A 16934-nucleotide genomic window follows, 5' to 3' on the forward strand; every position below is an offset into this window, starting at 1 on the left:
AGGCCATGAGATGATTGAGAGCATCCTGCGCTTCTCCATTGAGCGGCGTTACTTTGTGTTGTCTTTGGTTTTTGTACTGGTGGGCCTGGGTGTCTGGAGTTATCAGAAACTGCCGATTGACGCGGTACCGGATATCACCAATGTCCAGGTACAGATCAATACCGAGGCGCCGGGCTATTCCCCTCTGGAAGCGGAACAGCGGATCACCTATCCGGTGGAAACCGCTCTGTCCGGATTGCCGAACCTGGCCTACACCCGCTCCCTGTCGCGCTACGGTCTGTCGCAGGTGACGGTGATATTTCAAGAAGGCACCGATCTCTACTTTGCCCGCAACCTGATCGACAGCCGCCTTGGCGCGATTGAGAGTGCACTGCCCCCCGGTCTCACACCGGAGATGGGGCCTATTGCCACCGGATTGGGGGAAATCTTCACTTATACGGTGGAGGCCCTGCCCGGCGCTACCCAGCCAAATGGGCAACCCTACGACATCACGGCATTGCGGGAAATCCAGGATTGGATTATCAAACCGCAGTTGTCCCTGGTACCCGGTGTCACCGAGTTGAATACCATTGGCGGTTATAACAAGCAGTACCACGTCACGCCCGATCCGCGCAAGATGCTCAATTTTGCCGTGTCCATGCAGGATATTGTCGCAGCCCTTGAGCGCAACAACGAGAATCGCGGTGCCGGCTATCTGGAAAATAACGGCCGTCAGTTGCTGGTGCGCTCCCCGGGACAGCTGGCCACTATTGCCGATATCGAGGATGTGGTGATCACCAGTCGCGCGGGAGTGCCGGTCAAAATTTCCAATGTGGCGGAGGTGGCGATCGGGAAGGAGCTGCGCACCGGTGCCGCTACCCGCGATGGGCGCGAGACCGTGCTGGGTACCGCCATGATGCTGGTGGGGGCGAATTCCCGCGAGGTCGCACGCAATATGGCACAGGCCCTGGAGCGGGTGCAATCCACTGTGCCTGAAGGTATCAGGGTAGAGGCAGTCTACGATCGTACCTCGCTGGTGGATAAAGCCATTTCCACAGTGCGCAGGAACCTTGTTGAGGGGGCGCTTCTGGTGATCGGGGTTCTGTTTCTTTTATTGGGAAATATCCGTGCCGCCGTTATTACTGCAGCGGTGATTCCCCTCTCCATGCTCGCCACCATTACCGGAATGGTACAGGTGGGAGTGTCCGCCAACCTGATGAGTCTGGGTGCGCTGGACTTTGGCCTGATTGTCGATGGCGCGGTGATCATTGTGGAAAACGCCATTCGCCGCCTGGCAGAGGCCCAGCATCGCAATGGTGGCAAGCTGCCGCTCAAGGAGCGCCTGGAACTGGTATTTCTGGCTACCAATGAAGTGATTCGCCCGAGTCTGTTTGGTGTACTGATTATCACTGTGGTTTACATACCGCTGTTCAGCCTCACGGGGGTGGAAGGCAAGATGTTCCACCCTATGGCGGCCACGGTGGTGATGGCCTTGCTGGCGGCACTGGTGCTCTCCTTGACCGTGGTACCCGCCGCGGTGGCGGTGTTTTTGACCGGCAGGATCAGTGCGCGGGAGAACCGGATGATTGTCGCTACCAAGTCGCTCTACAGACCGCTGTTGCTGGCTGCCTTGCAGGTGCGCTGGTGGGTGCTTAGTGGGGCCGTGGCACTGGTGTTGTTTTGCGGCTGGCTGGCAACCACCCTCGGGTCTGAATTTATTCCGCAGCTCAACGAGGGGGACATTGCCCTGCATGCCCTGCGTATCCCCGGCACCGGACTGGCGCAGTCGGTGGCAATGCAGCGTCTGCTGGAGGCGCGTATCGGGGAGTTCCCCCAGGTGGACAAGGTCTTTGCAAAAATCGGTACGCCGGAGGTGGCAACCGACCCGATGCCGCCGAATGTGGCCGACAATTTTGTTATTTTGAAACCGCGGGATCAGTGGCCCAACCCGAAACTGCCCCAGAAAGCACTGGTGGCGGATATCGAAAAGGCCGTGCGGCAGTTGCCGGGTAACAACTACGAATTTACCCAGCCAATCCAGATGCGCTTTAATGAATTGATTTCCGGAGTGCGGGCAGACTTGGGAATCAAGGTGTTTGGCGATGATCTGGAACAATTGGAGGCCTCGTCCAATGCAATTTTGCGGGTATTGAACGGCATTGATGGGGTGGCCGATGCCCGCGTGCAACAGCTGGAAGGGTTGCCGGTACTGTCGGTGGTGCCGGAACGATTGGCGCTGGCAGGCTACGGTATCGACCTGCGAACGCTGCAGGATCTGGTGGCTACGGCCATTGGCGGAGAGGAGGCCGGCCTGATTTATGAAGGCGATCGCCGTTTTCCTCTGGTGGTGCGCCTGCCGGAGAAGCTGCGCCGAGACTATGAAAAACTGGGGGATCTCCCTGTACCCCTGCCCCCTGGCAGCCCGCTGGGCACCTATGTGCCCCTGTCTGAAGTGGCCAGGCTGGAAATGAGCCCGGCCCCCAACCAGATCAGCCGGGAAAATGGCAAGCGACGGGTCGTGGTTACCGCCAATGTGCGCAACCGGGATCTCGGCTCCTTCGTGAAAGAAGCGCGTGCGCGGGTCGAGCGGGAAGTGCCCTTGCCACCGGGCTACTGGCTGGTATACGGCGGTACTTTTGAGCAACTGGAATCCGCTAGCCAGCGCCTCTCGGTCGTTGTACCTTTGACGCTAATGATGATTCTCGGTCTGTTGGTGATGGCTTTTGGCACATTCAGGGATGCACTGATCATTTTCACCGGTGTGCCCCTGGCACTCACCGGGGGTGTGCTGGCCCTGTGGTTTCGCGCAATGCCGCTGTCTATCTCTGCAGGGGTGGGTTTTATTGCCCTATCCGGTGTGGCGGTTCTCAATGGCCTGGTTATGCTGTCCTTTATCCGCCAGCTGCGCGAGGCGGGTGGCGCACTGCAAATGGCCATTGTCGATGGCGCATTGATTCGCCTGCGCCCGGTACTGATGACCGCACTGGTGGCGAGCCTTGGCTTTGTTCCCATGGCACTGAATACCGGCACCGGCGCCGAGGTGCAGCGACCGCTGGCGACGGTGGTAATCGGCGGCATTCTCTCCTCGACACTGTTGACGCTGTTTGTGTTGCCGCTGCTGTACCAAATTGTCCACTCCGACAGGTCGACCAGGGGGGGAGGCATACCCGCTGGAGACTAAATTCTTTTATGATTAACCCCGCAACCGATCCGGTTGTGGGGTTAATTGGCAAAACAACACTGTATTGAGGAAAGCCATTGAAGGTCGAGAGTGCCACCGAGGAAACTGCTGCGAACAGCGATACCCAGCCGGACCCGCTGATCTCCCGCTTAATCAGGGAGGGGGCCCTGATCGCCCTGCTGGCGGGGGCGTTGCTACTGGCGATCAGCCTACTGAGTTACGATGCACAGGACCCCGGCTGGTCCCACGTGGGGCAAACCGATCAGTTCCAAAATGCGATTGGGCCCACCGGGGCCTGGCTTGCCGATGTAGGCCTGTCCCTGCTGGGCTGGATGGCCTACCTGTTACCCCTGCTGATCGGTTGGCGTGCCTATCGCATTCTGCGCAATCGCAGTGCCCGTTTTCACGGGCCCCTATTCCTGCTGCGGGTGTTTGGCCTGTTGCTGGTGCTCGCCAGCGGGGCCTCGCTGGCAACCCTCTGTTTTGCGCCGACAGAGACTTTACTGCCCTTCTCCAATGGCGGTATTGTCGGTGCGGCCCTCTCCGGTGCCGCGGGTGCCAGTCTTGGCTATGTAGGGGCAACCATTTTACTGCTGGCAATTTTTGCCATCGGTATCACCGTGTTTACCGGGCTGTCCTGGCTCAGGCTGGCGGAGTCCATTGGTTGTATCGCGCTCGGGTTTTTCGCCCTGTTCGCCCGGTTTTACAAACACCGGCGCCAGAAACGCGCCGAACAGCGTGTCGCACGGGAGGCCATTGTGGTGCGCAAAGCCGCTCTAGAGGAGGAGAGGCGGCGCAGCGAGGAGAGAATGCCGCCTAAGATCGAAGCGCTGGCGCCAAAACCAAAACAGAGTCCCCGTGCGAGCAAAGAAAAGCAGGGAGAGCTGTTCAAAATCGGCCCGGTCACCGGCGCCCTGCCACCGCTGGGCCTGCTGGACCCGGCGGACCAGAATAAAAAGGCGGGTTTTTCGCGGGAATCCCTGGAGGGGTTGTCCCGTCTGCTGGAGTTGAAACTCAAGGACTTCGGTGTGGTGGCAGAGGTGGTTTCTGTCCTGCCTGGTCCGGTGGTCACCCGTTTTGAAATTCAGCCGGCACCTGGAGTTAAAGTCAGCAAAATTTCCAATCTGGCCAAGGATCTGGCGCGCTCACTGGCGGTGATCAGTGTCCGTGTTGTCGAGGTCATCCCGGGTAAATCGGTGGTGGGGATTGAGATCCCCAACGAGAACCGCCAGATTGTCCGCCTGAGTGAGGTACTGTCTGCCGATATTTACGAAAATGCCAAATCCCCCCTGACCCTGGCCTTGGGGCACGATATCTCCGGTCAGCCAGTGGTGGCGGATTTGGCCAAAATGCCACACCTGCTGGTGGCGGGTACCACGGGCTCCGGTAAATCCGTGGGCATCAACGTAATGTTGCTCAGCCTGCTGTACAAATCGACACCCGAAGCGGTGCGCCTGATTCTGGTGGACCCAAAGATGCTGGAGCTGTCGGTCTACGAGGGTATCCCCCATTTGCTGACGCCGGTCATTACAGATATGAACGACGCAGCCAACGGCCTGCGCTGGTGTGTCGGGGAGATGGAGCGCCGCTATAAGCTGATGGCTGCACTGGGAGTGCGCAACCTGGCGGGCTTTAACCGCAAGGTGGAGGAAGCGGATGGGGCCGGAGAGCCCATTGTCGACCCGCTTTGGCACCCGGACCCCATGTCCAGCATCCCGGAAGGGGAACAAACCGCTCCGGCTTTGCACAAGCTGCCGGCCATCGTGGTGGTAATCGATGAGTTTGCCGACATGATGATGATTGTCGGCAAGAAGGTGGAGCAGCTGATCGCGCGGATCGCGCAAAAAGCCCGCGCGGCGGGCATTCACTTGCTGCTGGCCACCCAGCGCCCCTCGGTGGATGTCATCACCGGCTTGATCAAAGCCAATGTGCCCACCCGTATCGGTTTCCAGGTCTCCTCAAAGGTGGACTCCCGCACCATTCTCGATCAGGGTGGGGCAGAGCAGCTGCTGGGTCATGGCGATATGCTCTACCTGCCACCGGGCAGCGGAGTGCCGGTGCGGGTGCATGGGGCCTTTGTGGATGATCACGAGGTACACAAGGTCGTGGCCGACTGGTGCCGCCGCGGTGCACCGGAGTACATTGATGGTATTGTCGACGACAGTAACAACAGTATACCGGTGCCCGGGCTGCAATCCGATGAAGGGGAGGGCGAGGATCCGGAAGCGGATGCCCTCTACGATGAGGCCGTGGCCTTTGTAACAAAATCGCGCAAGGCTTCCATCTCCTCTGTACAGCGCCAATTGCGTATTGGTTACAATCGCGCCGCACGTATTATTGATGCCTTGGAAGCCGCAGGGGTTGTGTCCCCGGCCGGACACAACGGCAACCGCGAGGTATTGGCGCCCCCACCCCCTTGAATGAGCGCGCCATCGGACGGGCAGGGAGAGGGTTAAGCGCCTGTTCACCGGCCCACCACTATGCTTCGGGAACATAACCTACTGGAACCCAATTATGAAAAGCATTCTGCACAGCCTGCTGATTCTGGTGAGTCTTGCCGCCGCAGGGGCCTGGGCCGATGCCACCGATGATCTCAGCAAGCGGCTTAAGCCGCTCGCTGCGCTGTCGGGGAATTTTCAGCAGACCCTGCTTGATGAGCGCGGCAAGGTGACCCAGAAGAGCAGTGGCAGCTTCTCTGTGCAGCGACCCGGTAAGCTGCGCTGGAAAACCGGGGACCCCTACGCCCAGCTATTGGTGACCAACAATAAAACCCTGTGGCTTTACGATCCGGATCTGGAACAGGTGACGGTGCGGCCGGTGGACAAGCGCATCCAGGAGACTCCGGCACTCCTGCTTGGCGGCAGGGTGGAAGAGATCCGCAATGCGTTCAATGTCAGCCTGAAAGACGGAGTCTATCACCTGGCTCCAAAAAATCCCTCGGCGCCCTTTAAAGCCATGGAAATACGCTTTGCCAAAAACGGGCTGCCCGCAGCGATCACGGTGCGCGACAATATGGGCCAGACCACCGAGATCACTTTCAGTGACATTCAGGCCAATCCCGAGCTTCCCGCCTCGGTATTCAACTTCAAACCACCCGCGGGTACCGACGTTATTAGAGATGAGTGATCTGTTTCAGTCCCCCCGCAATTACCAGCCCCTGGCTGCCCGGATGCGGCCCAGCTCCCTGGTCGGTTATGTGGGCCAGTCACATTTATTGGGAGCGGGGAAACCGCTGCGCGAAGCAGTGGAGCGCGGCCAGTTGCACTCGATGATTTTGTGGGGACCGCCGGGGGTTGGCAAAACCACTTTTGCCCGGCTCCTCGCACAGGCGTGTGAGGCCCGTTTCGCGACACTTTCCGCGGTTTTGGCCGGGGTCAAGGATATCCGTCAGGCCGTTGCAGAGGCTGAGCAGAGCCGCGTGCAATCCGGTCGCGGCACCATTCTGTTTGTGGACGAAGTGCACCGCTTCAACAAGGCCCAGCAGGACGCTTTTTTGCCCTATGTCGAGGAGGGCACGGTAACCTTCGTCGGCGCCACCACGGAAAATCCGGCCTTTGAGCTGAATAACGCCCTGCTGTCCCGCTGCCGGGTCTACCTGCTGCGCAGTATTTCCGAGGAGGATTTACAGGCCTTGCTGCAGCGCGCTCTGCAAACCGACAACGCTCTGGCGGATCGCAATATCCGGGTACCAGAAGCGGTGCTGCTAAAGATTGCGCGCGCCGCTGATGGGGATGCGCGCAGTGCCCTGAACCTGCTCGAAGTTGCCTGTGACCTGGCCACAGATGAGGGCGGTACGCTGCAGGTCGACGAAGCTGTACTCGCCGAGGTGCTCAGCGCCGATGTGCGGCGCTTCGACAAGGGCGGTGACTATTTTTACGATCAAATCTCGGCATTGCACAAATCCGTGCGGGGTTCCGATCCCGATGCGGCGCTCTACTGGTTTGTGCGTATGCTCGATGGCGGCTGCGACCCCCTGTATATCGCGCGCCGGGTAGTGCGTATGGCCAGTGAGGACATCGGCAACGCGGACCCCCGCGCACTGCAGCTGGCGCTCAATGCTTGGGATGTGCAGGAGCGGCTCGGCAGCCCGGAAGGCGAGCTGGCCATCGCCCAGGCGATTCTCTACCTGGCGGTGGCGGCTAAAAGCAACGCGGTGTACAGCGCCTACAAGCGCGCGGTAGCGGATGTCCGTCGCGACCCCAGTTACGAGGTGCCCATCCATTTGCGCAATGCGCCCACCAAGCTGGCCAAAAGCCTTTCCCATGGCGCCGAGTATCGCTATGCGCACGATGAGCCCGATGCCTTTGCCGCAGGGGAAAATTATTTTCCCGAGGCCATTGCCGATCGGCAATACTACCATCCGGTATCGCGCGGATTGGAACTGAAAATTGCAGAAAAACTGGAGACACTGCGCCGCCTGAACCGCAGCAGTGCCGTTCAGCGTTACACAGATAAGACCTGAACTGTGGGGGAAACGAAATGCAGTGGCTGGCAATTGCCCTGGGTGGCGCTTTAGGGGCAATGCTTCGCCACCTGATCACCGTCTGGAGTTACCCGGTTTTCAGCGGCAAGTTTCCCCTGGGTACACTGATTGTCAATGTGCTCGGATCGTTTCTAATCGGAATTGCCTACATACTGATCGCCCACCGCGCGATGCTAGGGGAGGAGTGGCGGCTCCTGCTTATGACGGGCCTGTTTGGTGCGCTTACAACTTTCTCCACTTTCTCCCTGGAAAGCCTGATACTGTGGCACAATGGCCAACCTTTCGTGGCTATTGGCTATATTCTCGGCAGCCTTGTCTGCTGCCTGGCTGCCACGGGAGCTGCTGTCGCCCTGACGGCACGTTATTTTTAAACAGAATCCAATCAATAATTTGTGGTAGGCGCCTGGGTGCAGGCGAACTGGAGACAATGCTCGATCCCAAACTGATTCGCACGGATATGGACCAGGTAGCTGCGGCGTTGAAAAAGCGTGGTGTGGCACTGGATACGGTCAAACTGAAGGCGCTTGAGGCGCGCCGCAAGGCGCTGCAGGTCCACACGGAGCATCTGCAAAATGAGCGCACCAGAAAGTCGAAGAATATCGGGCGTGCAAAGGCTGCCGGAGAAGATATCGCCCCGCTGCTGGCAGCGGTGGAGTCCCTGGGCGGCGAGTTACATAGTGCCAAGCAGGCGCTGGCTGAACTGCAGCAGGAACTGGCTGCTATTCTGACTGCGATCCCGAACCTGCTGGATGCGTCGGTACCGGAGGGCGAGAGCGAGGACGATAATGTTGAAATCCGGCGCTGGGGGCAACCGCGCTCTTTTGAGTTTGCCATCAAGGACCACGTCGACCTGGGTACTGGGCTTGGGGGTCTCGACTTTGAAATGGCGGCAAAGCTCACAGGTTCGCGCTTTGCCGTAATGACCGCAGCAGTAGCGCAACTGCACCGTGCGCTAGCTCAGTTTATGCTGGACATTCACACCGAAGAGCACGGCTACACAGAGGCCAATGTGCCGTTTATTGCCAATGGGGAATCCCTGTATGGCACTTCGCAGCTGCCGAAGTTTGAGGAAGACCTGTTCAAACTGAATGACGAGCGTGGCTTCTATCTGATTCCGACCGCAGAAGTGCCACTTACGAATCTGTACCGCGAGCATATTGTTGAAGACAGCCAGTCGCTGCCACACAAACTGGTTGCCCATACACCCTGTTTCCGCTCCGAGGCCGGCTCCCACGGCCGCGACACCCGCGGCATGATTCGCCAACACCAGTTTGAAAAAGTGGAACTGGTGTGGGTGACCCGCCCGGACCAGTCTGAAGAAGCACTGGAAGCCCTGACGCAGCATGCAGAGACCATTCTGCAAAAATTGCAGCTGCCGTACCGTATTGTGGCGCTCTGTGGTGGCGACATAGGCTTTGCCGCGCGCAAGACCTACGATATTGAGGTCTGGATTCCGTCTCAGGACCGGTACCGGGAAATTTCCTCCTGCTCCCTGGTGGGTGACTTTCAGGCGCGCCGGATGAAGGCCCGCTGGCGCAATCCGGAATCCGGCAAACCGGAACTGGTGCACACCTTGAATGGCTCCGGTCTCGCGGTGGGCCGAGCCCTGGTCGCGGTTCTGGAGAATTACCAGCGCGAAGACGGGAGTGTGAAAATTCCCACCGTGTTGCGCCCCTATATGGGCGGCAGGGAAGTGATTGAGGCTTCCCTGCCGTAAATGTTGATACGGCAGTCTGGATGGCAGCCGGATAATCACCCCTTGGTTTCTTGAAGGAAAGCTGTCCCCGCCTGCCGCTGAATGGAAGAAGACGTTGCGCTATCTCCCAATCGCGTTTGATGTCCAAAACCGCCCTTGCCTGATCGTGGGTGGAGGTGCTGTTGCCACGCGCAAAGCCCGCCTGCTCTACAGGGCGGGTGCCCGCTTGTGGGTGGTTTCCCCAACGATTGTCGCTGAGCTTAAGCAACTGGTGAACGATTCAAACGGGGCCCTGTTTGAAGCAACCTACTGCGCCGATTATCTGCACCGCGCCGAACTGGTGATCGCGGCATCCGATAATGCGGAGGTTAATGCGCAGGTCTCTGCCGATGCGCGCGCCCGGCATCTGCCGGTCAATGTGGTGGATGCGCCGCAACTGTGCACGTTTACTTTTCCCGCAATGGTGGAACGCGGTGATCTGGCGATTGGTATCAACAGCGGTGGTGCTGCGCCGGTGCTTGCCCGGCGTATCCGCGCTCAGGTCGAAGCATTGCTGTCCCCGGGGCTCGCCACCCTGGTGGGGCTCGCCGCCCGTGTGCGCAGCAGGGTAAAAGCCGCACTGCCCGAAGCCCAGCGCAGAGGCTTTTGGGAGTGGGTTTTCTCGGGCCCGGTCGCCAGCCGTGTGGAGGCGGGGAAGCTGGCGGAGGGGGAAAGCGTGTTGCTCAAAGCCCTGCAGGACTGGGCGGGCAGGCCCCCGCCCACTGGTGAGGTGTACCTGGTGGGCGGCGGACCGGGAGATCCCGATCTGCTGACCTTTCGCGCTCTGCGTCTAATGCAGCAGGCCGATGCCGTGCTCTATGATCGCCTGGTATCCCCGGCAGTTCTGGATCTGGTGCGCAGGGATGCCGAGCGCATTTATGTTGGCAAGAAAAAAGCGTTTCATTCGGTTCCCCAGGGCGATATCAACCAGTTGTTGGTGGATTTAGCCAGCAAAGGTAAAAAAGTTCTGCGCCTGAAGGGGGGGGACCCCTTTATTTTTGGCCGGGGTGGTGAAGAAATCGACAAACTGGCCGAACACGGAATTCCGTTTCAAGTGGTGCCGGGTATTACCGCTGCGTCCGGATGTGCCAGTTACGCAGGTATTCCTTTGACGCACCGTGATTATGCCCAGTCGGTGCGGTTTATTACCGGGCACTTGCAGGAAGGCAGCCTCGATTTGCCGTGGGGCGAATTGGCCTCTGATGGCCAGACCCTGGTTTTCTATATGGGCTTGACTGGCCTGGAGACTATTTGCACCGAACTTGCCCGCCACGGCCTCCCGGCGGAAACGCCAGCGGCATTGATTGAAAAGGGTACAACGCCGGCACAGCGGGTTATTGTGGGTGACCTCAAGACACTGCCGACCCTTGCGAAGGAAAAGGCCGTTCGGGCACCGACTTTGACCATCATTGGAGGTGTTGTCAGCTTGCACGAGAAGTTGCACTGGTATCAGCGGGACCAATCAGATTTCCAAGCCCCTGTCTGTGATGATTGATTCCGGTAACGGATCAGACTCTATTGTCCGCTGCACGAAATCTTTTGGTAAAAAGGCGTTGCGGCCACACAGGGGCATTCGCTACCGACAAACGCCGAATTACAATGGAAACCCCCGATCACTTTGATTGAAGGGAAGAGCGCTGTGACAAGGTATTACCAGATATGGATTGGGGCCTGGCAGTTGCAATATACCACGAGTGCGAAAAAGCATTGGGTGTTCAGTAGAGGTTCTATTGGCTCAGGTCCAGATCATAAATGTCACCTTTCGACGCTTTTTTTTCAGATAGGCGCTGAACGCAAAATGGACTTAATCCATTCCAATAACAACCACATATCCTGATGTGAAATGTATGGATATTCTGCCAATAAGTTACCGTCCGGAAAATCCAGGTATTGCCAAAAGTGTCGAAAAGCGTGGTTTTGAGTTACTGACAATAATCCGGGTAAAAGGTTTGTTAAGGCTGACAATGTTGGATGCGGCCAGGTAATTACAGGAAGTTCTCGACTGCCATACTCTCCGTTATAGGCTTTTGAAAAAGTTTTGAATGACGCACTGAATTGGCGGTGTATTCAAAAGGCACCTGTCGTTAAAATTCACTTTTACTGTTGCGGTGCTTCTCTTGTGTTGGTAACCCAATAAAAAGTGTTGCCATTACCTGCTACACTTGAAGGATCATTCATTATAAATTTTTTTATCGGGATGCAGCTACTTATACAGGGTATGGGAAGAGTTTCCGTCTTTCAAGACCCTATCAGTTGTGGTGGCAGGCCGCGATTCTGTAAAGGTCTATTTGCAAGCTGTCAGGATTGGGAATCGTTGTGTTTTCTTCATGGGGGGATATCGACTCTCTCCATTTGGGATTTGTTTATTACCTGCCGAAGTGACCCAAGGAGGAGGAGTATTCCAGCGAATTGTCTTCAGCAGAGATTGCTCTTTTCAAGGTTGCATTTGTGCGGTATGCAGCGATTGTGAAGATGAGTCATACCGCTTAGTAAAAGGAATTAAGGAGATTGTTATGGCGTATAACAAAACCTTGGCAGAAAAGGTGCGCAATCTGTTACAGGAAAACCAGGGACTCAGTGAGAAGCAGATGTTTGGGGGGCTGGCGTTTATGTTAAATGGCAACATGGCCTGTGGCGTCATCGGCGAAGAACTGATGGTTAGGGTGGGGCCTGATCACTATCAGGAAGCGCTGGCGGAGCGATATACCCGGCCAATGGATTATACCGGACGCCCCCTGAAGGGGATGGTGTATGTCGAGGAGGATGCCGTTGCCGAAGACCTCGACAGTTGGGTAAACCGCGGCGTTCAATTTGCTGGTTCTCTACCGCCCAAATAAAATCTGAACTCATACGCAATGGAAGCCAGCCTGGAAGGGGATTTTAGTGTCTTGCGAATGAAAAAATGACACAGCTTTGCCGGTATACAGTAGGATTTTCGGAGAAATAGGGCTTATCTCTGATGCTTGGTGACCCCCAGGCCGGATAGCCGTGGCCACGACAGAGGGTTTTCAGTGCATATTGCAGCAGTTGGAAGGGATTTCGATCATGTATTTTATCGAGTTAAATAACGGCGTGCAGATTCCTCAGGTTGGCATGGGGCTGGCTGCTGTAGGTGGCTGGCAGCAAGATAACGAATATGTCACCGACACCATTTTAAAGGCCATATCGATCGGTTATAGACAGTTTGATACGGCTTCTGTGTATGGCAATGAGCGTGCCCTGGGGCGGGCAATCAGGGAATCCGGCCTGCCGCGGGAAACGTTCTTTATAACCAGTAAAATCTGGGATACCGAGCAGGGGCGCAGCAAAACCCACGATGCTTTTGCGCGCAGTCTGGAGCGTTTGCAACTGGAATATCTGGATCTCTACCTGATTCACTGGCCGGTGCCTGCCTATACCCGGGAAACCTGGGAAGCTATGGAGGTGCTGTATCAGCAGAAGAAGGTACGGGCCCTGGGTTTATCGAATTTTCGCAAGGCGGATATCGAACAAATTGCCACATTCGCCGAGGTGCGCCCGGTCTGTAATCAAATTGAATTGCACCCTTATTTCACCCAGCAGCCACTGGTGGATTACTGCCAGTTTCACAAAATTGCCATCAGCTGCTGGTCCCCTCTGGGTACCGGATCCTCCTGGAGTGGCGTGTCACAAAGCGAAAAACCGATAGTGGACCCACTGATTGTGAAAATCGCAGAAAGTCACTCTGTGTCTCCGGCACAAGTAATTTTGAAGTGGAATGTACAACAGCATCGAATTGTGATTCCCAAGGCGGAAAAGTTGGAAAACATGCGTAGCAATTTCTTACTGACAGGATTTACTTTGAGTAATAGTGAAATCAGGGAAATCAACGGCCTGAATGGCAATAAACGGCTTGGTGGTGACCCGGATTATGCCCATAAAAATAATTTAACGGTAAAGGTGCCAGATTAACACATCGGTTAATTATAAGAGGGGGCCTTGCATTTATAGAGTCGTCAGTGGAGTCTTGTTCCAATCAATGGTTTTGTGCAGCAACGGCAGTCCGCTGCTCTTGCCTGTTGTGATGATGCCGGGAGAGGGATGTTTGATATTGCTTTTGCAGGATGTTCGATTGATTTGACAAAAGTAGTTCCGCTTGTCTCTCACTGATAGTGTGCTTACCAGCTCAAGGCCAGGCGGGAGTACAAAACGCTACTCGTGCTTTTAAATAGATGGCCGGGTGCAGGCTATCTGCCGAATGGTACAACTGCAGATTTGCTTTTCAGGTGGCAGGATATCCGTAGACTTTCCTTTGGGGTCAGCGCGACATTGTCCTGCTTAATCCGATAAGATTCATCCAATCGACCGGAAAAAATGAGATGAGAAACTGGACAAACGCCAGTAACCTTGCTCCGTAGAGATTCCCCATCGTCGCTCGACATGCAGAGGTGGCTGTATTTGCTGGCGTCATTCATCGGGCATTGTTATTTCCAGATTTTACCCCTATTGGCTATACTGCTTTTGCATTTTCTGGGGTTTCTTTGCACACAATGCTCGTGTGGGTGAATCTTCCAGATCGGGACGGGGTGTCCCGAGACAGGAAAATACTATGGCACTACGGGCCGCAAATCCTCTAAACGAGAGCCTCTTCGCTTGATTAGGGCGGTGTTTTAGGGGGCTTATGATTGGGGGGTTTGGTTGTGAGAACACCCTAAATCTGGATTGGCAGTGACCGGCGCTTTGGTTACAGAAAAAGAATACATTTTCCTCCGGTACTCATAGGGCCTGGGGGCTAGCCTGTTGGGGGGTGAGTATGTCGATTGCGCGTCGGCGTTTTATCGTTTTTGGGCCGTTACTGGCCGTTCTTTTTTATGTGTTTTTGCGTGTGCTGGATATGGCATATTTGCCTGCAGTCACTGCGGCTATTACATTGCTGACAGTGATCTGGTGGATTACTGAGGCACTGCCTATTCCGGCAACTTCTCTGGTACCTTTTATACTTCTCCCCTTGTTCGGGGTGGCCGATTACAAAATAGTGGCGGCATCACTGGGAAGTCATGTGATAATGCTGCTTATGGGCGCCTTTATTTTGTCCAAGGCCCTGGAAAAGAGTGGAGCCCATGAACGCCTGGCCTTGTATATGCTGCGCATCGTTGGCATCTCCTCCGGCCGGCGGTTGGTTCTTGGGTTTATGCTGGCCTCCGGTTTTCTCAGTATGTGGATCTCGAATACCGCCACAACCCTGATGATGCTGCCCATTGCCCTGGCTATTCTCTCCCGTATTCAAAATCAACGATTGAGCATTGCGCTGATTTTGGGGATCGCCTATGCCGCCAGTCTCGGGGGTGTGGGTACGCCGCTGGGTACGCCTCCGAATGTGATTTTTATGGGGATTTATGAGGAGGTAACCGGTCGAACATTCAGCTTCGTGGGCTGGATGAAGATCGGCTTTCCTGTTGTGTTGGTCACTCTGCCGATTATGGCACTCTGGCTTACTCGCAGCGTTCATCTTAAAAATGCAATTCAACCGCCGGCAGTTGGTGCCTGGCGTGCGGAGGAAAAGCGCACACTTCTGGTGTTTGGCCTTGCCATAGGTTTTTGGGTTACCCGCAATGCACCCTTTGGCGGCTGGAGCGGGTGGCTGGGTATTGCGTCTGCAGGAGACAGCACAGTGGCTATTGCCGCTGTGGTGGCCATGTTTATGATTCCCGATGGAAAAGGTGGCCGTTTGCTCGACTGGCAGACTGCAGAAACAATCCCCTGGGGCATGTTGCTGCTCTTCGCTGGTGGCCTCGCCCTGGCCAAAGGCTTTTCCGTCTCGGGCCTGAGCAGTATGTTGGGCAGCGGGCTTTCCTTTCTGACTGCCATGCCCCTGTGGATAATGTTGCTATTGCTTTGTCTCGGTGTCACCTTCCTCACGGAAATTACCAGTAATACCGCTACAGCCACGCTACTGATGCCGATACTCGCGGTGGCGGCCACTTCTGCAGGATTTGATCCGATGGTGTTGATGATACCGGCCGCCATGAGTGCCAGTTGTGCTTTTATGTTACCGGTGGCCACGGCACCCAATGCAATCGCTTACGGCACCGGAAAAGTGCGTATGCAGGATATGGTGCGTGAGGGTGCGGTGCTGAGTGTGACGGCATCGCTGATTATTGCAGGTACAGCCTGGCTGCTATTGGGTTAGGCGGTTGTGCGGGCGATGTTGCCAGATTGGGTAACAATCCTTGTTTCCTCCAGGTACTGCACTGGGAAACAGTTGCCTGCAGCATAAAATTATCCGCTGCACAGGAAAATTTTTCCGGTGTGTAAGCCTCGGCGAAATACGGGGGAGCCACATAGGGTCATTTGACCACAGATGTCGACGGCGGTGCGTTTTCACAAAACGAATGATCCCCGAGCCAAACCGTTAAGGGGTCGCCGCCTCAATTGGCGGCCCTTGATCGCTTTGCGGGCAAAAATGCAATAAAATTCAGTGAGCCCCAAGGGGCTCTGCCCATTGCATACTTCCGTTAGGTGGTGGATTCTTGCCGACGTGTCACAGCACTGTAGAAGATTAATGCGGCTGCAAACAGAAGCCAGTCTTTGATAATGAACTGACCAGTTGTATTCAGATCGAGAATAAAGAGATCATACCCGGGAGTATTGAAAAGAAAAGTGGTAGTTCCAATCGCTGTGGCCAGGATACCGGCCAGGCCGAACAATCCAATGCGCTTGGATACCGGTGCAAGTAGCAGTGATACTAGAAAAATTAACTCGACGATGCCAATAAAATTTGAGGCTCCCTGGGTGCCCCAAACAGTGTAAGTCCAAGAAAAAAAGATATTGGTGCTCATCAGGGGAAAAATACCCTGCGCCTCATAGGCAGTGAATTTCATTGCACCAATCCACCCCATCACAATGGCGACGCCAAAAATACACAGTCCAATGGCAATGCGCCGACATACTTGTGAAGACGTACTGGAGGCGTACAAATACAGGGCCACACCAGCCATGGAAAAGTACTTTATGATCCCCTGGCCCGAACCGATAAACGGGAAGCCGCCGTAGGACGCTACCCACACCGGGTTTGTCAGTAGAAGCGTGGTGGGAGCAATCAGCAGTATAAAAGCGACCAGTGCAGACCATTGATAACTCCTGCTGTGCCGATTGCGCTGGCTAAGCCCGATCGCGATCACAATTTTTACTGCGCCGATCACCCATGCCAGAAGCGTCCACTGTGTGCCCACTTTTGCAAAGAGCAGGTGCTGAGTGAACCAGTTGTTGATTATTTGGGAACCGGTTTCCCCGAAAGAGAGAACGCCTGTCCAGACGAGGTACACCACCATGATCCAGTTTGCGATTGTGTAAACGTGACGCTCGGGAATATTATAAAAATACGAGAGACTCATGATTTTTGCTCCTGCAGGGCTGGAAGAAAAAAGTGCCGAATGCGCCGTTTGTCTGGATTACTTCGGGGACAGGGCTTTTGGCATGGCATTTTGTAAAGGCCGAGGTGATGACCCCGGTTCTTATACCCCTGACAGGGTAGTAAAAACCCCTAGCCATTACCTGCTCGTAACAACTGGGGATTGCCTCGCCGGAATATCTGGCAG

General features: G+C 55.8%; 11 protein-coding genes. 10 read left to right on the plus strand and 1 reads right to left on the minus strand.

Annotated elements, in window-relative coordinates; genetic code table 11:
• The first annotated feature begins 10 nt into the window (after window positions 1–10).
• From M8T91_RS07135 to M8T91_RS07180, 10 genes are all read left to right on the plus strand, one after another.
• Window positions 11–3160: an efflux RND transporter permease subunit gene (locus tag M8T91_RS07135; protein ID WP_301418196.1), complete on the plus strand. Its 3150-nt coding sequence runs from the start codon at window positions 11–13 to the stop codon at window positions 3158–3160.
• Window positions 3161–3237: 77 nt separating this feature from the next.
• Window positions 3238–5580 carry a DNA translocase FtsK gene (locus tag M8T91_RS07140; protein ID WP_301418198.1) on the plus strand — a complete coding sequence of 781 codons (2343 nt, stop codon included), beginning with the start codon at window positions 3238–3240 and terminating at the stop codon, window positions 5578–5580.
• Between the two features lie 94 nt (window positions 5581–5674).
• Window positions 5675–6286 (plus strand): outer membrane lipoprotein periplasmic chaperone LolA, encoded by a 612-nt coding sequence (gene lolA / locus M8T91_RS07145; RefSeq protein ID WP_301418201.1) that lies wholly within the window; start codon window positions 5675–5677, stop codon window positions 6284–6286.
• The gene (locus tag M8T91_RS07150) at window positions 6279–7622 is read left to right on the plus strand and encodes a replication-associated recombination protein A (protein ID WP_301418203.1); all 1344 of its coding nucleotides are present in this window, start codon (window positions 6279–6281) and stop codon (window positions 7620–7622) included. Before lolA ends, M8T91_RS07150 begins: the two co-directional genes overlap by 8 nt.
• 17 nt (window positions 7623–7639) lie before the next feature.
• Entirely contained in the window at window positions 7640–8014 is a 375-nt protein-coding gene (crcB, locus tag M8T91_RS07155) for a fluoride efflux transporter CrcB (RefSeq protein ID WP_301418204.1), read from the plus strand.
• 56 nt (window positions 8015–8070) lie between these two features.
• On the plus strand, window positions 8071–9360 hold the full coding sequence (gene serS / locus M8T91_RS07160; protein ID WP_301418206.1) for a serine--tRNA ligase: 1290 nt from the start codon (window positions 8071–8073) through the stop codon (window positions 9358–9360).
• Window positions 9361–9454: 94 nt separating this feature from the next.
• Window positions 9455–10873 carry a siroheme synthase CysG gene (cysG, locus tag M8T91_RS07165; protein ID WP_301418208.1) on the plus strand — a complete coding sequence of 473 codons (1419 nt, stop codon included), beginning with the start codon at window positions 9455–9457 and terminating at the stop codon, window positions 10871–10873.
• A gap of 1018 nt (window positions 10874–11891) precedes the next feature.
• The gene (locus M8T91_RS07170) at window positions 11892–12215 is read left to right on the plus strand and encodes a TfoX/Sxy family protein (protein ID WP_301418210.1); all 324 of its coding nucleotides are present in this window, start codon (window positions 11892–11894) and stop codon (window positions 12213–12215) included.
• Window positions 12216–12423: 208 nt separating this feature from the next.
• Entirely contained in the window at window positions 12424–13308 is an 885-nt protein-coding gene (locus M8T91_RS07175) for an aldo/keto reductase (protein WP_301418212.1), read from the plus strand.
• Window positions 13309–14149: 841 nt separating this feature from the next.
• Window positions 14150–15526 (plus strand): SLC13 family permease, encoded by a 1377-nt coding sequence (locus tag M8T91_RS07180; RefSeq protein ID WP_301418214.1) that lies wholly within the window; start codon window positions 14150–14152, stop codon window positions 15524–15526.
• A 325-nt stretch (window positions 15527–15851) separates the two neighbouring features.
• Here M8T91_RS07180 and M8T91_RS07185 read toward each other — a convergent pair whose 3' ends face one another.
• Window positions 15852–16730: a DUF417 family protein gene (locus M8T91_RS07185; RefSeq protein WP_301418216.1), complete on the minus strand. Its 879-nt coding sequence runs from the start codon at window positions 16728–16730 to the stop codon at window positions 15852–15854.
• Window positions 16731–16934: the final 204 nt, after the last annotated feature.

The sequence above is a fragment of the Microbulbifer sp. MI-G genome (assembly GCF_030440425.1).
Taxonomy (GTDB): Bacteria; Pseudomonadota; Gammaproteobacteria; order Pseudomonadales; family Cellvibrionaceae; genus Microbulbifer; species Microbulbifer spongiae.

Coding starts and splice junctions, on each gene's coding strand:
- M8T91_RS07175 (WP_301418212.1), top strand. CDS start 12,424: ATGTATTTTATCGAGTTAAATAACGGCGTGCAGATTCCTCAGGTTGGC.
- M8T91_RS07180 (WP_301418214.1), top strand. CDS start 14,150: ATGTCGATTGCGCGTCGGCGTTTTATCGTTTTTGGGCCGTTACTGGCC.
- M8T91_RS07150 (WP_301418203.1), top strand. CDS start 6,279: ATGAGTGATCTGTTTCAGTCCCCCCGCAATTACCAGCCCCTGGCTGCC.
- M8T91_RS07185 (WP_301418216.1), bottom strand. CDS start 16,730: ATGAGTCTCTCGTATTTTTATAATATTCCCGAGCGTCACGTTTACACA.
- M8T91_RS07135 (WP_301418196.1), top strand. CDS start 11: ATGATTGAGAGCATCCTGCGCTTCTCCATTGAGCGGCGTTACTTTGTG.
- serS (WP_301418206.1), top strand. CDS start 8,071: ATGCTCGATCCCAAACTGATTCGCACGGATATGGACCAGGTAGCTGCG.
- M8T91_RS07170 (WP_301418210.1), top strand. CDS start 11,892: ATGGCGTATAACAAAACCTTGGCAGAAAAGGTGCGCAATCTGTTACAG.
- crcB (WP_301418204.1), top strand. CDS start 7,640: ATGCAGTGGCTGGCAATTGCCCTGGGTGGCGCTTTAGGGGCAATGCTT.
- lolA (WP_301418201.1), top strand. CDS start 5,675: ATGAAAAGCATTCTGCACAGCCTGCTGATTCTGGTGAGTCTTGCCGCC.